The sequence below is a fragment of the Marinomonas sp. HM11-D genome (assembly GCF_057626615.1).
On sequence record NZ_JBMMKT010000003.1, the window covers coordinates 173,214 to 188,221 of the forward strand.

General features: G+C 46.6%; 16 protein-coding genes. 6 read left to right on the plus strand and 10 right to left on the minus strand.

The features are described from left to right. Positions 1 to 10 precede the first annotated feature (10 nt). The 6 genes from ACOSVP_RS05360 to ACOSVP_RS05385 form a co-directional block, all read right to left on the minus strand. Positions 11 to 1,549 carry a histidine-type phosphatase gene (locus tag ACOSVP_RS05360; protein WP_487346458.1) on the minus strand — a complete coding sequence of 513 codons (1,539 nt, stop codon included), beginning with the start codon at positions 1,547 to 1,549 and terminating at the stop codon, positions 11 to 13. A gap of 243 nt (positions 1,550 to 1,792) precedes the next feature. Continuing rightward, entirely contained in the window at positions 1,793 to 2,848 is a 1,056-nt protein-coding gene (locus tag ACOSVP_RS05365) for an HAD family hydrolase (protein ID WP_487346459.1), read from the minus strand. 238 nt (positions 2,849 to 3,086) lie between these two features. After that, positions 3,087 to 3,371: a hypothetical protein gene (locus ACOSVP_RS05370; protein WP_487346460.1), complete on the minus strand. Its 285-nt coding sequence runs from the start codon at positions 3,369 to 3,371 to the stop codon at positions 3,087 to 3,089. Between the two features lie 450 nt (positions 3,372 to 3,821). Continuing rightward, positions 3,822 to 4,172: a hypothetical protein gene (locus ACOSVP_RS05375; protein ID WP_487346461.1), complete on the minus strand. Its 351-nt coding sequence runs from the start codon at positions 4,170 to 4,172 to the stop codon at positions 3,822 to 3,824. Positions 4,173 to 4,307: 135 nt separating this feature from the next. Then, the gene (locus ACOSVP_RS05380) at positions 4,308 to 5,504 is read right to left on the minus strand and encodes a sensor domain-containing phosphodiesterase (RefSeq protein ID WP_487346462.1); all 1,197 of its coding nucleotides are present in this window, start codon (positions 5,502 to 5,504) and stop codon (positions 4,308 to 4,310) included. Between the two features lie 191 nt (positions 5,505 to 5,695). Beyond that, positions 5,696 to 6,643, minus strand: a complete 948-nt coding sequence (locus ACOSVP_RS05385) for a hypothetical protein (protein ID WP_487346463.1) — start codon at positions 6,641 to 6,643, stop codon at positions 5,696 to 5,698. A 127-nt stretch (positions 6,644 to 6,770) separates the two neighbouring features. On the opposite strand from ACOSVP_RS05385, the gene ACOSVP_RS05390 reads away from it, so the two are divergent. Then, entirely contained in the window at positions 6,771 to 7,235 is a 465-nt protein-coding gene (locus tag ACOSVP_RS05390; RefSeq protein WP_487346464.1) for an Lrp/AsnC family transcriptional regulator, read from the plus strand. A 99-nt stretch (positions 7,236 to 7,334) separates the two neighbouring features. Here the strand turns inward: ACOSVP_RS05390 and ACOSVP_RS05395 are convergent, their stop codons facing one another. The 3 genes from ACOSVP_RS05395 to ACOSVP_RS05405 form a co-directional block, all read right to left on the minus strand. Next, positions 7,335 to 7,607: a hypothetical protein gene (locus ACOSVP_RS05395; protein ID WP_487346465.1), complete on the minus strand. Its 273-nt coding sequence runs from the start codon at positions 7,605 to 7,607 to the stop codon at positions 7,335 to 7,337. A gap of 477 nt (positions 7,608 to 8,084) precedes the next feature. After that, the gene (locus ACOSVP_RS05400) at positions 8,085 to 8,420 is read right to left on the minus strand and encodes a zinc ribbon domain-containing protein YjdM (protein WP_487346466.1); all 336 of its coding nucleotides are present in this window, start codon (positions 8,418 to 8,420) and stop codon (positions 8,085 to 8,087) included. A 99-nt stretch (positions 8,421 to 8,519) separates the two neighbouring features. Then, on the minus strand, positions 8,520 to 8,768 hold the full coding sequence (locus tag ACOSVP_RS05405; protein WP_487346467.1) for a hypothetical protein: 249 nt from the start codon (positions 8,766 to 8,768) through the stop codon (positions 8,520 to 8,522). A gap of 600 nt (positions 8,769 to 9,368) precedes the next feature. Here ACOSVP_RS05405 and ACOSVP_RS05410 point away from each other — a divergent pair. The 4 genes from ACOSVP_RS05410 (at position 9,369) to ACOSVP_RS05425 (ending at position 14,145) form a co-directional block, all read left to right on the plus strand. Beyond that, on the plus strand, positions 9,369 to 9,899 hold the full coding sequence (locus ACOSVP_RS05410) for a sugar dehydrogenase complex small subunit (protein ID WP_487346468.1): 531 nt from the start codon (positions 9,369 to 9,371) through the stop codon (positions 9,897 to 9,899). 8 nt (positions 9,900 to 9,907) lie between these two features. Further along, complete coding sequence (locus tag ACOSVP_RS05415; protein ID WP_487346469.1) at positions 9,908 to 11,506, plus strand: GMC family oxidoreductase; 1,599 nt, start codon at positions 9,908 to 9,910, stop codon at positions 11,504 to 11,506. Beyond that, positions 11,503 to 12,885 carry a c-type cytochrome gene (locus ACOSVP_RS05420; protein ID WP_487346470.1) on the plus strand — a complete coding sequence of 461 codons (1,383 nt, stop codon included), beginning with the start codon at positions 11,503 to 11,505 and terminating at the stop codon, positions 12,883 to 12,885. The genes ACOSVP_RS05415 and ACOSVP_RS05420 overlap by 4 nt, the downstream gene beginning before the upstream one ends. Before the next feature lie 312 nt (positions 12,886 to 13,197). Further along, on the plus strand, positions 13,198 to 14,145 hold the full coding sequence (locus ACOSVP_RS05425; protein WP_487346471.1) for an LLM class oxidoreductase: 948 nt from the start codon (positions 13,198 to 13,200) through the stop codon (positions 14,143 to 14,145). On the opposite strand, the gene ACOSVP_RS05430 is transcribed toward ACOSVP_RS05425, so the two are convergent. Beyond that, positions 14,135 to 14,503 carry a hypothetical protein gene (locus tag ACOSVP_RS05430; protein WP_487346472.1) on the minus strand — a complete coding sequence of 123 codons (369 nt, stop codon included), beginning with the start codon at positions 14,501 to 14,503 and terminating at the stop codon, positions 14,135 to 14,137. The two genes, ACOSVP_RS05425 and ACOSVP_RS05430, sit on opposite strands and share 11 nt — an antisense overlap. Here ACOSVP_RS05430 and ACOSVP_RS05435 point away from each other — a divergent pair. Next, entirely contained in the window at positions 14,502 to 14,969 is a 468-nt protein-coding gene (locus tag ACOSVP_RS05435; RefSeq protein ID WP_487346473.1) for a CreA family protein, read from the plus strand. The genes ACOSVP_RS05430 and ACOSVP_RS05435 overlap by 2 nt on opposite strands. Positions 14,970 to 15,008 lie beyond the last annotated feature (39 nt).

The window sequence follows — 15,008 nt, forward strand, 5'->3', positions numbered from 1 at the left end:
AGCGCATCTATTAATGAACACTCAGTTCATCGCTGTAGCAGCTTTTAAGCTCGTTTAAACTGTAAAAATGCTGGGTTCCTGGGAACACTTTACAGCCGTCTTTGAAGGCGATTTCTTTCTCGTTATAAAGCATCTTAACGAGTAGTTCGCTATTTGGTGCGTCACTCTGATACAGGTCCCATTGAATATTGGCTGAGTAAGGCGTTACCCAACCACCGCGCCACTCATTATTGTCTTGGCTGTATAGCAGTTGAGGATCAGCCGCTTGCGAGCTGCCTTCAACATGCAGCAAGGCTGCTAACGGCATGATTTGTTCCGCGTGAGCAAAACGCAATTTGGCCACATGATCCACTTGTTGCTGATGGGTAGCCGCAGCATCCATCTCATTAAACATATCCACCAGTAGCGGCTTAGCAATGTTGTAAGTCACGCCGTGGCTATCGGAGAAGCTAGGGCCTTTTTCGTAGAAGTCTTCCGCATCAGATTGGAAAGAAAACCACGCCGATTCTTCTGGCGTAATAAATTGCTTAAGGTCCCATTCGCCCCCTTGTGCTTGGGCCTCACGCAACATGCCTGGACCGATGATAAACATGTTGTACAGCATAGAGGCCGCATCTACTTCGTTTTGCACATACTTCCAATCATCTTCTGTTTCATCCGGCTTTTTGGTATTGGTTTTGAAACAATTGTCCGCAGCAACATCACAGTTTTTATCGTCTGAAATACCATGCTCTAGAAAGTCGACAAACTCTTTAGTGTAAATACGCTCCAACATTTGGCGCGCCAATAACTTACTTTGTGGCAATTCGGTAATCCCATCAAACGCTGCTTCTAGCTTTTCTGAATCTTGAAATGCTTTGTAAGCGGCGTAATTATCGGCAAACTGCTGATATTCTGGGCTCTTAGCTGGATTCGTTTTATGAGAATACAGCTCGTATCTGTTCACCAAACGCTTATCAATGTCATCTGGTTGAGTTTGAGCTTGGTAACATGACGCCGCATCGCTGTTTACATAAGCCACATCATTCGCAAGCGACTGCATAAAGTAATGGGCGGTCTGATTAGCACGCTCTTCACCCGAAGTTTGCACTTGGATGCAGACCGGATTATTAGCATCGTTTGGCATCAGAGTAGCCAATCGATGTGCCATACGTGAGGCAATGCCAGCGGGCTCTTCTGCACCAATTTTGGTTAATAGACCATAACCCAGTTCTGTATTGGCGGCTGTTACTTGATCCGTAATCGGCCCCAACTTCTTACCTAACTCCGTTAATTGACCACGTTTTTTTGCCAGCTCCCACACTTGCTTAGTCAATACATCGTACTTAGGGCTTGAAAGTGCTCGCGCGCCATGGCGCTCAACTAATTGACTATAAATAACTTTATAGTCAGAAGGCGGTGTTTCATAGCTGCTAAGGTTTTGCTGAGGCTGGTAGGTTGCTTTACTGCTGTATTGGTAGCCATCAGTGCTAGCGGCAGAGTGAGCAACACCACTAACCCCACTTAATAGAGCGACGGTCGCCGAAGCGATAACACAATAACGAGTCATGAATGTTCCCAAATATCAAAGTGAAATAAGAATGGTTCGTTTACAAAAGACAGGCGGAACATTAAAGGGGTTATATGACAATCTGATTTCAAAAAAACACCATTTTGCACATACGTGCAAAACTTAATATTTCTGTCATTTTATGCTGGGTAAGTACTGCCTCCCTGATGAATGCCAAAAAAAGCCCCATCAAGCGGGCTTGATGGGGCTAAAGCAGGTGAAAACTAAAAACTTACTAAGCCGTTAATGCAGGTCACTTGGCTTCACAATAAGCCAGTTCTTATTGGCCGTTGGTGCCTGTCCCAGCGCCGCTTGTTGCTCTGCGGCTTGCGACATCCACTCATCGACTTGCTTCATGTACTTGGCTTTACGATCAACCCAAAGACGCATACCGCCCTTATCGATATCGGTGCCATTAAACAGCATGTAGCCGTCTGATAATGGCGAATCCCCTGCCACCAACACCGGCTTGCGCCACTGATCAATCCAGCCGGTAATCGAGCCAAGCTTGCCTTCGTACCAGGTCATTGGGTTCATTAAATACGGTGTCAGCTCAAGTTTCATATTGGCACCTTGATCGTATTTACCATCACGAATCTGCAGGCGAGATGTGGTGAGCTCGCCACTTTCACGATCCTTCAACAGCATGTTTACACCGATCACGTTTTCCGGTTTGACGTTGTAACCATACTTAGGATCACTGGCGATCATACGCACGATCTCTTCACTGGCCGCTGTCATGACATAGACTTCAATGCCATTTTCTTGCAAACGGTTATACAGCTCATTCATGCCCTTAAAAACAACCGGCGGATTAACCGTGCTTTCTACAACCTTATCGCCATCATAATAGGTAATCGGCACAGGTTTGTTATAGGCCATGACTTCGTCTACATAGCCTTTTAATTCAGATAAGGTAAAGCCAGAGAATATCTGCGCCACCCATGGGTAGCAGACCAGGTTATCGATTTCACACAGTCGGTAGTAATAGCTATTTAAACTTTCTTTGTAGGTGTCCGTATCTTTAAAAGGAATGAGCTTCAATGAAGGGTCCATGGTGTCACGAGTTAAAACGCCTTTCATTTCCAAATATGGCAACAGCGACTCTTCGATATCAAATTGGTAGCTGGTGTTGTCCATATCGAACACCGCATAGGCACCAGAATTCGCATTCTGCGCAATCATTTGATTTAACTGCTTAGCAACGCCTTCAGGCCAATGCTCTAACTCGGTAGCCTGTGCCGCTAGGCTCGTGAGCAACAGACCAGACATTCCTACCCATGTTTTCAAGCTTTTCATTGTGCACGTTCCTTTTGTAATAAGTTTTTTAAGCACGCTCTTGTAACAGAATTGTCATAACGCTTATTTATTACTAACTTTTATTAAACGTACGTTCAAGTTAAATTTTTAAAAAATTTAGCTATTCAAAATAACTCTTTTCAATTCAATAGATTAGAAAACAAAAAAAGCCCCATCCAGTCATCTGGATGGGGCTTTCGGTAAAGCTTAGTCTAGGAAACTAACGCCCGAAGGAGGCTTAGTTTGCTTCAGTTACTGATGTGTTGTGGGCATCAAACTGAGCTTGTAGAGCGCTAATTTTATCTTGGTAAGCGTCTAGTTTTTGTGACAAAGTTGCTGGTGAGTTGAACTCTACTGTTGGGTTTGAATCCACGCCCATTGTTTCTAGTTGTGCAGACAAGGCTTTCGCATGTGCTTGCGCATCTAGGTAGTTATCTAGCAGGTTGTTTTCGTCGCTTGCGGCGAAAGAAGCGGAAGCGGCTAGAGTTAGGGCCGCGATCAATGCTGGAGTTTTGAAGTTCATAATAGTCACCTTTTAATCTGTTAAACATTTTGTGTTTTGTCTATCTGGCGAAACCTTTTATTTAACGTTTCGCGCTTCGTTGGAAATAATATTAACGCTTCCAAAACAGATTAAAAGAGCTCAAAAACGCGTTCCAAAATGCTTCCCTCAATGCGATTAAAGCGCCTTAATTGGCGATAAATGCAGCAATCACGCAAAGCAGAAAACAAATGACATCAAACCGTAACAAGTTGCAAAAAGTGTTCATAAAACACGCTATAAAATACAGCTAGAATAGGGTTATCAGTGAAATCATGAATAAAAAATTCAAGAATGAATGCACAATCCATCCTTAAAACAATTGAGTGAAATAATAATGCTCAAAACACTTACTTAATTGAAATCGAGTTAATAGATGGAGATTAATCGAATTATTCGATCAATCTCCAAAATATCGACTGTGCCGCGCTATTAACGGATCCAAGAGCCAATGACTTTAACCTCATCGGCAATGGTTTTTAGATACAGCATCACTAGAAAATCCCCTGGGACTTTGCAGCTCCATTGCTTCCATAGCACTACAACATGATCCCCTTGTTTTAGCACACCAAGAAATTCACGCTCCTCAGTCAAAGAGGTAAACATCTTGCTGTATTGCCACTGATGCTCCACCGCCGCACGGGCTTGCTCATCCGCCGACTCGTCCAGCATATATTTTGAGTACAGGGTCCAATCTTTACTGTTGGCACCTTTGACCATATCGCTCCAAATCTCTTCGGCAAGGTCACGAATCTTGTCATCAGACAGTTCAAGAATATTCATATTAGAATCCTGTAGGTATTCAGTGGGCTTAAATTGCGGACACTAGAACACAATCATGGTGACTTTTAAATAAAAAGCCCCAAGCATTTCTGATTGGGGCCTATATAAACGATAAGATTAGCTATGTAGCATCGACTAAATCATTGCTGTCGGGCGACCTAATAAATACCCCTGCCCTAATTGAATACCTAGCTGACGGATAGTATTAAGCTCACTTACCGTCTCAATGCCTTCGGCAACAAGCTGGGCATGAGTAGTATTTGCAAACGCCACAATGGCTGTGGCCAATGCGTATTGAGAAGGGTCAGAATCCACACCGCAGATTAAACTGCGATCCAATTTAATAATGTCGGGCTTTAGTTGCAGGATATGGCGAAAACTTGCATAGCCAGCTCCGGCATCGTCCACCGCAATGCGCAAGCCAAGTTGACGCAAAGGCTCTAACACACGGGACACTTCCGAATAATCTTCAATCAATTCATGCTCGGTAATCTCAAGCACGATACGTTGAGCATGTTTGCCAAACATGTCTTGCAGATTGGAACAATTCAAAATGGTTTCAGGCGAGACATTAATACCCAAATATTGCCCGTCATCCAGCAAAGACAATAATTCCATTGCTTTTTGGCCAGTGGCACATTCTAGCTCATAACTCAGTCCCACCTTGGCAGCGTTGACGAACCACTCCTCTGTATTAAACTCAGAGAACTCTGGATCAAAACGCGTCAAAGACTCATAACCAGTGATTTTTTCCAACGCAAAATCATAGATCGGCTGACAAACTACCTGGAAAGCTGAAGTGTCAAGCAGATCAAGTACTCTATGCTTCAACTCCATCATGGCTCTATCTTGTTGTAAGCTATTGCGCAAAAGCTCTGAGGCAAGATCACTGAAAGCTCGTAGTGAGGTCAGATCTTTGCTGGTCAAGCTGTAATCAGCTTGTCGACTAAAACAGCAGAAAGTACCGAAGACGGAGCCGTCTGCAGCCCAAATTGGTACGCTAATATGCGCACCAACCGGTAAATCATGAGTCACTTGCAGCTTTAAAGCCTCCTCAAAATCCACGGTATTTTGCATTAACTGCGGTAAACGTCCATCCACTACTCGCTTACAATAGCTCTGTTCATCGTCATCACCACGATCGATTTTCAGAATCTCTGGCGTACCCTCTGCTTGATCAATCAAGCGAAAAATACGACGACCATCTTTAAATTCCGAGATAAAAGCAAACTCCATTGCCAAGGATTCACGAGCAGAATGAAGTATCTGAGTCAGCACTGTCTTAATAGACAAGCATTCACTTTCTAGCTCTATATCGGAAAAACTGCGCATCTCTCATCCCATTTCACTATGCATAAAAGTCTTCTTGAGCAGGACTCAACATTTAAAGCATAGATAACATCAAAAACATTAGCGAAATTTGATACAAGTATACCGATTGCTTAGGTGGCGTTTTGTAACGTTATTAAGGAGATATGCAAGAAATGTAACAAAATGGGAGCCAAAGCCCCCATCGAAGAATATTAGTTGGCATCCGCCAAGCGTTTGCTGACAAAGGATAGACGCGCGAGAATAGCGATGGTCAACAGGGCAAAGGCCAGTCGTGCCCACAATACCCCAGACAAATCCGCCCCTAGTAGCATTACCAGCATGGTGTCTTCTATGACGCTGTGACAAAGGCTTAAAAAGCCAATGGTTAGGAAGATATCACGCTTGGTGAGATGACCAGATTCTGCTTCTTTAATCAAAAGACCAGCGCCGAACGTTAAACCGAGTACCGTGCCGATCACCGCCACATTCGCCGCCGCTTTACCAATCCCTAGCATACGCAGAATCGGGTACAACAGCATATGCATCAAGCGCTCCACACCCAGTACGCGTAGGATTTTCAGCAAGGTCATCAGCGACAGAATAATCACATAAATCCATAGCAGAGTTTCCATCTGTGCCACGCACCAACCCCAGAAACTGGTATCTGTGTTATTGGCCGGCGGTTGCCACATTAACTGGCTCGGCTGTTGTAATAGGTCAAACTGGCTATAAAACTGATACAGCAGGAAACCCAATACCAAGGAGCCGCCAAAGCGCAGGGCAATGGTGACACGCCAACTCACGCCCATACGCTTAGCAATTGCTCCCTCAACAGGTAGCGCGTGCGACAGTAGCATCAGCACACCTAATACCGTGACCTGCGCCACGCTTAAGCTTTCAGAAATCCCCAGGTTAAAAAACACCAACATACCGGCGTAGATGTTGGTTAGCATTAGGGTTGCCCAAACAATGCCTACTTCATCTGGTAAACCTACCAGCTGCATAATGGGCGATAACACATGGCCCAATAGCGTGACGCCACCCAGCATATCCAACACTTTGACGATTAATAGCGCCGGCACCATCACTTTTAATAGGGTCCAATAGACACGCCCTGACTCTAGAATTAAACCTCGACACTCTGCTAACAGTCGCTTCATAACACACTTCTCAAGCTCAAATATATGAGCGACATTGTAAGCAAGCCAAAAGAAATTATTTCTCTTTAATACGAAAAAAGTTACTGATAAATTTGTTTTTAAACCATAAAACAAAATTTTATTAACCATGTCAGAGCTTGATAACATTGATCGCAACATTCTGCGTCAACTACAACAGGATAGCCGCCTTACCAACCTGCAATTAGCCGAGATTGTCGGTCTATCTGCGCCAGCTTGTTTGAAACGGGTCAAGCGTTTGACCGACTCAGGCTTGATTGCTCGACAAGTCACCCTGCTCGACCCAACTAAGTTAGGGCCAATGCTGCATATGGTGGTCGAGGTTTTTATGGAGCGGGATCACAAACATCTGTTTCAAGCCTTTGTGCAACGAGTACAAGAGACTCCTGAAGTGAAGCAGTGCTATCAAGTGACGGGGGAAGTAGACTTTGTCTTGGTCGTCATGACCACAGATATGGTGGCCTATGAGTCTTTATGCGATCGGTTGCTGTATTCCGATCCTAATGTACGCAAGTTCCGTACCCTGATTTCTATGAAGCGGGATAAGTTTGAAACCGCGATCGATATCCCTTAAAGCACAGCAGCCCCGATAGAATATCTATCGGGGCTGCTGTTGGTTACGCGACAACTTGATCAAGGATGTCAACGTCATTCTCAGCAATCGACTGGCTAATTAGTTAGCGCTGCGAACTGTGTCGAATTGATCTTGTAGCTCAGCAATTTTGTCTTCGTAAGCATCTAGTTTCTGAGACAAAGTCGCTGGTGAGTTGAACTCTACTGATGAGTTAGCATCCACACCCATTGTTTCTAGCTGAGCAGACAAGGCTTTTGCTTGTGCTTGTGCATCTAGGTAGTTGTCTAGCAGGTTGTTTTCATCGCCAGAAGCGAAAGAAGCAGAAGCGGCTAGAGTTAGGGCTGCGATAAGTGCTGGAGTTTTGAAGTTCATATTATTCACCTTTTAATCTGTTAAACATTTTGTGTTTTGTCTATCTGGCGAAACCTTTTAATTAGTGTTTCGCGCTTCGTTGGAAATAATATTAACGCTTCAAAAACAGAAAAAAAGAGCTGAAAAACGCGTTCCAAAATGCTTCCCTCAAGCCTTTAAAAACGCCTTAATTGGCGATAAAAGCACCAATTATGTAAACCTCAAATCATCCAATCTTATTTCATTAGAAATCGCAAGAATTGTTTAAAAAGCACACACCTAAAATATAAAAATGACACTGGCATGAAGGCTTCGTGTATTAATTGAGCAGAAAATGAACCTTAATCCATCCTTAATGCACTACACTGAAATAATAATCCGCTTTTAACTTACATAATTGAAATCGAAGAAATAGACACACATATATCGAATTCTTTGATCAATCTACTGTGTATCATAAAAAAGGGACCCGTAGGTCCCTTCATGACAACCGCATGGCTAGGCTTTTTTAACAAACTTTGCCGTGACCATCATTTCACCCGCGCCATCGACTTTGCAATCGAGCTGGTGATCTTTGCCATCAACAATACGTTTGATCACGGCTTTGGTGCCGATCTTAATCACCATAGAGCAGCCTTTCACCTTGAGATCTTTGACAACAGTGACTTTATCCCCTTCCGCCAACAAGCTGCCATTGGCATCCTGCACCTTAGGAGTATCATCATCCTCTGGCTGATCAGGATTCCACTCGTAGGCACACTCAGGACAAATCAATAGGGCTTGATCTGGGTAAACGTATTCAGATTGGCATTTCGGGCAAGGAGGCAGGGACATAACACACTACTTTTATCGATTTCAGTAGCGCTTATGGTAACACTAAAGGCAAGCTGCTCGAAGCGCGTCAAGCAGCTTAGGATTCACCTGGAGGTCGAATCAATGAAGTTTCTTTGGTCCGCGACGCACTAACTCTTTGCCGTTTTCAAATACCTCTTGCGTGACCCAACGGCCCAACAAGAGTTGATGGTTATCATCCAACACTGCCACAAATGGACGACCATCGGAATTACTGGTCGCAAGCGCCACACCTGCTACGTTGTTAAAACCAAAACCGCCACTTTCTACCGCCAGCAGAAAAGCTTCTAATTCCTCTAGGGTATCAATTACCTTTTCATCGTTGATCATTGCCAATACTCAGTTACATCATAAAACGCATAGCATACCAGCTGCATTGCACAGGCTGAACCTTACGCGCTAGAAACCGAGCATAAAAAAACCGCCAATAGACTGAGCAATCTAAAGGCGGCTATAAGCTTCGCATTTAACCATAAAATAATGGTTATTAAATATCCGTTAGCGCCATAGAACTAAATCCAAAAAGCTCAGAACGCGACGTCCTATGAATGTGCAAAAGTATAGGAAGTCAGGCGCTCCTAGCTTGTAAACACGCTTAATAGCGCTACTCTGTGCGCCCTCTGCAGGCAGACCAGAAACAATGCAGAACAACAATAACAGTAAACTCAATACTTCAGCCGCCTCACAATAACGACAATCGCGCAGCCTCCTTATTAGTTTTCACCTAGTGATCAGCACTTAATCCATGTCATTTAGCTCTGCTAATGTGATGCATTGGTATAGCTAGAAATCTTATGTCTATACTCAGGTGGGGAGTGATGATCGATTTGAAGTGCGTCGTAGATTGAGATTACACCTTTAAATTGAGAGAGAAGAATGACCAAGCTCTGATGTGCCATATCAAGCTTTAAGTCATCTAGGACCCCATTTATGTCTACCGATATTAGTAAAGCCAATCTAAGCCGACGCGGTTTCCTAACTGCTGGTGCTGCGCTTGGTGGGTTAACGCTCGTGCCGCTAGCACAAGCCGTTGCCACGCCAGCCCAAGCGGCCGCGATCGATGCCAAAGCGTTCAATGCCTTTATGGCACTGTCACAACTTATTACCGCTAAAAGCGATTTGAATAAGCCCTTAGCGGAGACCATCTATCTGTCCCTTGCACAGTTTGATGATAGCTTCGCGGAACGTCTTAAAACCCTAAACAGCTTCGTAGCAGACCACAGCATCAGCACGGCTGAGCTGCAACAGCGCCTTGATGCGGAGCAGGAAGCCCTAGCCGATCTGCCACGCAAAATCGCCAAAGCTTGGTTCCAAGGCATTGTCGGTGAAGGCAAGCAAGCAAAAACCGTCGCGTTCAGTAACTCGCTGATGTACTCAGCGGTATCGGACGTATTGGCACCACCAAGCTATGCATTGGGTGCCTACGGTATTTGGCAAACTAAGCCAGCACAAGACGTTTAGGAGACCACATGACGACTACACAAACATCCGCTGACGTTGTCATCGTTGGCGCAGGCATTGTCGGCGCATTAATGGCCGAAAAAATCGCCCAAAAAGGCTTATCGGTTCTGATCCTAGAATCGGGTCCCAACATCGACCGTAACCACGTGGTGGCAAAGTTCCGTCACAACGTCGACAAAGGCGATTACATGGCGCCGTACCCTTACAACGATTGGGCGCCAGAACCACGTAAATTCAACGACTACTTCCAAAACGAAGGTCCAGTACCTTACTCGGCGTCCTACATTCGTGGCGTGGGCGGTACCACTTGGCACTGGGCAGGTATGGCTTGGCGCTATGTGCCGAACGACTTCCAGATCAAAACTCTTTACGGCGTTGGCCGCGATTGGCCGTTTAGCTACGACGTGCTCGAGCCTTACTACTACGAAGCGGAAGTGAAAATGGGCGTTTCTGGCCCAGAAGACAATGGCTCGCCGCGTAGCAAACCCTTCCCAATGCCACCTGTGACGGCGTCTTGGGCGCACCAACGTTTACACGACCGTCTAGAAGGCATCGGCTACAACGTCATCACCAATACCTCTGCTCGTAACAGCCAAAACTACGATGGCCGTCCAGCTTGTGTGGGTAACAATAACTGTATGCCTGTGTGTCCGGTGGACGCCCAATACCACGGCGGCATTTCTGCACAGGCGGCGAAACAAGCCGGTGTAAATATCATCACCGAAGCCATCGTCTACAAGATCGAACATGCCACCGACAGCGATAAAATCGTCGCGGTGCACTACTACACGCCGAACAAAGAAAGCTTCCGTATCACGGGTAAAACCTTCGTATTGGCCGCCAACGCCATCGAAACACCCAAACTGATGTTGATGTCGACCAGCGATAAATTCCCGAACGGTATCGGTAACAGCAACGATATGGTTGGTCGTCACCTATGTGACCACCCTCGTACCAGCGTTAGCTTTGAAGTAGACGAACCGCTGTGGCCAGGTCGTGGCCCCATGAGTGAATGCTCGATTCAAAGTGAGCGTGATGGTGAATGGCGTAACGAAGCGGCGGCGTTTCGTATCGACTTTTCCAACACCAACCCGGTACGTGGCATCACCGACAAGCTGATCAAACAAGGGGTTTACGGTGTCGAGCTAGAACAGCAAATTCGCCATAAATCGGCTCATGCTATGAGCATGAAAAACATTGTTGAACAACTACCAGATCCAAACAACCGCGTGATGTTGGGCAACCGTCCTGATGCATTGGGTCTACCAAATCCTAAGTTCTACTACTCGGTATCTGACTACACCCGTCGTGGTAACGCCCGTGCTCGTGAAATCTTCACCACCATTGCCAAACGCTTGGGGGCGCAAGAACTGCACTTTATGGATGAAAACAAATTCAGCCTAGCGAACCACATCACAGGTACATTGGGTATGGGTGACGATCGCGCCACCACCGTGTGTAACGGTGAAGGTCGTAGCCATTTCCACGACAACCTATTCCTAGCGGGTACCGGTGTATTGCCAACCGTAGCGACAGTGAACTCTACCCTAACGGCGGTGGCGGTCGGTCTTCGCACCGCTGAATTCATTATCGAGGACTTAGTATGAAACAGACATTGATGCTTTCATCGGCGCTGGTTTTAGGTTGTGCGCTAAGCCCTCTAGCACTGGCTAACACAAGTGCTGATCCAGCGCTTATCAAACGCGGTGCATACCTGGCAACGGCAGGCGACTGTGTGGCGTGTCACTCCACCGAACAGGGTCAACCATTTGCCGGTGGCTTATCCCTTGAGACGCCACTGGGTCATATCATTTCGTCCAACATTACCCCATCGAAAGACGGTATCGGCGACTACAGCTTTGAAGACTTCGACAAGGCAGTACGCCAAGGTATCCGTGCTGATGGTCGCAATCTTTATCCAGCTATGCCGTACACGGCCTACGCTAAGGTGACGGATGAAGACATGCTGGCCTTGTACGCTTACTTTATGCACGGAGTGGAGCCAGTAGACGGCAAACCAGCTGCCACCGAACTGCCGTTCCCATTCAATATTCGCGAGTCTATGGCGGTGTGGAATGGTCTATTCCTAGACACTGAAACATTCCAACCCGATCCAAAACAGAGCGATGAATGGAACCGTGGTGCTTACCTTGCTCAAGGTCTAACCCACTGTGCTACTTGTCACACACCACGTAACTTTATGATGGCCGAAGACAACAGCGCCTTTCTAGGCGGTGCTAGCCTTGGCACTTGGTACGCGCCAAATATCACCAGCGATAACAACAGTGGTATCGGTACTTGGAGTCAAGCGGACATCGTCAGCTACCTAAAAGCAGGCTACGCACCAAACAAGTCCCAAGCAGCGGGGCCAATGGCAGAAGCCATTTCCCACTCGCTACAGCATTTGTCAGATGACGACCTAAGCGCCATCGCGGTGTGGTTGAAAACCGTGCCTGCGGTAAGCGATGCCAAGGACACACAACCGGCAGAAAGCTATGGCCAAGCCACAGTGAATGCGGATGCCGTATTGCTTGAAGACGTTCCAGCAAGCACCACAGAAATGAGCGGTGCCATGCTCTACAACGGTGCTTGTGCCAGCTGTCACCAAGCGGACGGTTCCGGTCGAAATGGCTTACCATCGCTGGTAAACAACACGGTACTGGGTCGTCAAAACACTGATAACGTAGTAATGGCGATTCTTGAAGGGGTGCAATACCGCAACCACATCGAAGAAAGCCACCGTACAAACATGCCAGCGTTTGCCCACGAGCTAAATGACGAGCAAGTGGCACGCGTCTCCAACTACATCCTCAGTGAATTTGGCCGCAAAGACGTCGCCGATATCGCCGCACAGGAAGTCAGCGTGCTACGCAGCGGCGGCCCTGCCTCCCCACTTCTGCTACTGGCACGCTGGGGCATGGGCATCGGTGCAGTCGTTGTACTAGGTTTGATTGCTTGGCTGCTACGCAGAAAGCGTAAAGGCTAAACAGCTCTAACTGAAAAAAGCCCCTGCACTGTATGGTGCAGGGGCTTTTTACTAGCACTTAAAAGGGGTCAGATTCCAGAACTGTCGAGGCTAAACTAAGCATCGTTAGCGCTGGAATCTGCCCCCTTTATTCTATGATCTATCACTCACTGTAGAATTTTGCTCTCCAATCAATAGAGCTTTAAGCTGATTATCTTCGCTTTGCCTTCCAATACACTAGGCACATCTTAAAATCCGATCTATTCACGTCTCAAAGACAACCCCATATGTCCTATAAACGCATGGGTGCTGCAGTTTGAGATAGGAGCTTGTATGTCTACTTCTGAAATGCCCGCGAGCTTTTCTCGTGTGTTTGCCGAGGATCAGTTAACCATTGGTTTGCTAACACCGCTTGAGGGTTATCCTAATAGTCCTTTTCCTACTCTAAAAGACCATCAGCGTATGGCTAAGCTTACCGAGCAAGCGGGTTTTGCCAGTATTTGGTTACGGGATGTGCCGTTTTACGATCCTAACTTTGGTGATGCGGCGCAGATGCTGGATCCATTTGTCTACGCAGGTTTTATGGCGTCGGTAACTGAGTCAATTACCTTAGGCACAGCGGGGATTGTGTTGCCGCTGCGTGATCCTATTCATGTGGCAAAGCAAGCGGCGTCGGTGGATCATTTAACCGATGGCCGTTTTGTGTTGGGCTTGTCGACAGGCGACCGCCCAGTGGAATACCCAGCGTTTGGTGTCGACTATAATGAGCGCGCAGATCGCTATCGTGAATCCGTGGATTTGATGCGTACTCTGCATCAAGAGTCGTTTCCGAAGTTTGCCAGCCAATACTTTGGGGAATTACGCGGCAATCTAGATATGCATCCCAAGCCCGTAAACGGCCGTATTCCAATGATGGCAGTAGGCCGCTCACGTCAGCCCATCGATTGGCTAGCGCAAAATATGGATGCATGGATTTGGTCTGTGGATGATGAGGGAGCGATTAAAGAAATCGTAGCAGCGTTGAAATCCGCTGCTGGAGAGCGCACACCGACGCATTATGGCTACGCTACCTTCTTTGATTTAGATCCAAATCCTGATGCACCCTACCAGCGCTTTTACAACGTGGTACGTATTGGTCGTAAAGCACTGATCGAGCGCTTGCAGCATCATAAAGAAATTGGCGTGCGTCATATTGCCGTGAATTTGAAGCCTTCACGTCGCAGTGCGGAGTCAGTGATCGATGAAATGGGCGAATTCGTCCTACCAGAGATCAATCGTTGACAGGCGTAGATCGACTCGTCAGGATGTGCGGCTCAATTGAAGTCCAGCACAAGCGAGCGTTGCCATGGCGAAACCCAACAAAAAAGGCCCCACCAAAACCGTCGATATTTTTTGCAACGGCTGTGGTACGCAGCTTTTTAAATATCGTAAAGGCGGTAAAGGGGCTTTGGTGAAATGCTTTAAAGAGCGTATTGTTGAGGATTTCACCAGCACACCTTGCCATTGTCCCAGTTGCGCAAAGGAGTTCGCTCGCGATACTTTGGTACGAGGCACTCCCGCTTATAAATTTATCGGCGGCAAGGTCTGGTTCAAATAAACGACTGGTACCAGCATAGATACCTGATAAGGAAGACTCCATGAAAAAGTTACTACTCGCGGCCTGCTGTTCGTTGGCCCTTGCTGGCTGCTCAAACGACGAGGTGGGCGATGTCTCGCTGGGCATGTTCACCCTAAAAGACATTAAAATATCCAATCTAGTAGATGACAAGATCCCTGGGGTTACCTGCCATATTGCCTCAGTGGAAGCGAATCTTAGCCTATCGGATCCAAGTGATAGCTCCATTGCTTGCCGTCAGACAGGTGACATTACTGCGGCCATGATTGCTACCATTGATAAAAGTGATGCTGGTGAGGTGGTGTTTACCAAATCCAAAAGCATTTTCTTTAAAACCATGAAGGTGCGCCGTATTTACGACGCCGACACCCAAACCTTGATGTACCTGTCCTACACCACCAAAGAAACGGAAGGTAGCTTCAAGCATAGCTTATCGACGGTGCCCCTATGGGGCACTCAGTCGTATATCGAGCCAGCTCAACAACCATAAACCTGGCTTTATTTTTGGAGGGTCAGATGAATTAATTTT

What these genes read in the sequence shown, in the direction of transcription:
- ACOSVP_RS05415 (WP_487346469.1), top strand. Translation starts at nt 9,908, where the DNA reads ATGACGACTACACAAACATCCGCTGACGTTGTCATCGTTGGCGCAGGC.
- ACOSVP_RS05375 (WP_487346461.1), bottom strand. Translation starts at nt 4,172, where the DNA reads ATGAATATTCTTGAACTGTCTGATGACAAGATTCGTGACCTTGCCGAA.
- ACOSVP_RS05425 (WP_487346471.1), top strand. Translation starts at nt 13,198, where the DNA reads ATGTCTACTTCTGAAATGCCCGCGAGCTTTTCTCGTGTGTTTGCCGAG.
- ACOSVP_RS05435 (WP_487346473.1), top strand. Translation starts at nt 14,502, where the DNA reads ATGAAAAAGTTACTACTCGCGGCCTGCTGTTCGTTGGCCCTTGCTGGC.
- ACOSVP_RS05385 (WP_487346463.1), bottom strand. Translation starts at nt 6,643, where the DNA reads ATGAAGCGACTGTTAGCAGAGTGTCGAGGTTTAATTCTAGAGTCAGGG.
- ACOSVP_RS05420 (WP_487346470.1), top strand. Translation starts at nt 11,503, where the DNA reads ATGAAACAGACATTGATGCTTTCATCGGCGCTGGTTTTAGGTTGTGCG.
- ACOSVP_RS05370 (WP_487346460.1), bottom strand. Translation starts at nt 3,371, where the DNA reads ATGAACTTCAAAACTCCAGCATTGATCGCGGCCCTAACTCTAGCCGCT.
- ACOSVP_RS05390 (WP_487346464.1), top strand. Translation starts at nt 6,771, where the DNA reads ATGTCAGAGCTTGATAACATTGATCGCAACATTCTGCGTCAACTACAA.
- ACOSVP_RS05365 (WP_487346459.1), bottom strand. Translation starts at nt 2,848, where the DNA reads ATGAAAAGCTTGAAAACATGGGTAGGAATGTCTGGTCTGTTGCTCACG.
- ACOSVP_RS05395 (WP_487346465.1), bottom strand. Translation starts at nt 7,607, where the DNA reads ATGAACTTCAAAACTCCAGCACTTATCGCAGCCCTAACTCTAGCCGCT.
- ACOSVP_RS05380 (WP_487346462.1), bottom strand. Translation starts at nt 5,504, where the DNA reads ATGCGCAGTTTTTCCGATATAGAGCTAGAAAGTGAATGCTTGTCTATT.
- ACOSVP_RS05430 (WP_487346472.1), bottom strand. Translation starts at nt 14,503, where the DNA reads ATGGAGTCTTCCTTATCAGGTATCTATGCTGGTACCAGTCGTTTATTT.
- ACOSVP_RS05405 (WP_487346467.1), bottom strand. Translation starts at nt 8,768, where the DNA reads ATGATCAACGATGAAAAGGTAATTGATACCCTAGAGGAATTAGAAGCT.
- ACOSVP_RS05400 (WP_487346466.1), bottom strand. Translation starts at nt 8,420, where the DNA reads ATGTCCCTGCCTCCTTGCCCGAAATGCCAATCTGAATACGTTTACCCA.
- ACOSVP_RS05360 (WP_487346458.1), bottom strand. Translation starts at nt 1,549, where the DNA reads ATGACTCGTTATTGTGTTATCGCTTCGGCGACCGTCGCTCTATTAAGT.
- ACOSVP_RS05410 (WP_487346468.1), top strand. Translation starts at nt 9,369, where the DNA reads ATGTCTACCGATATTAGTAAAGCCAATCTAAGCCGACGCGGTTTCCTA.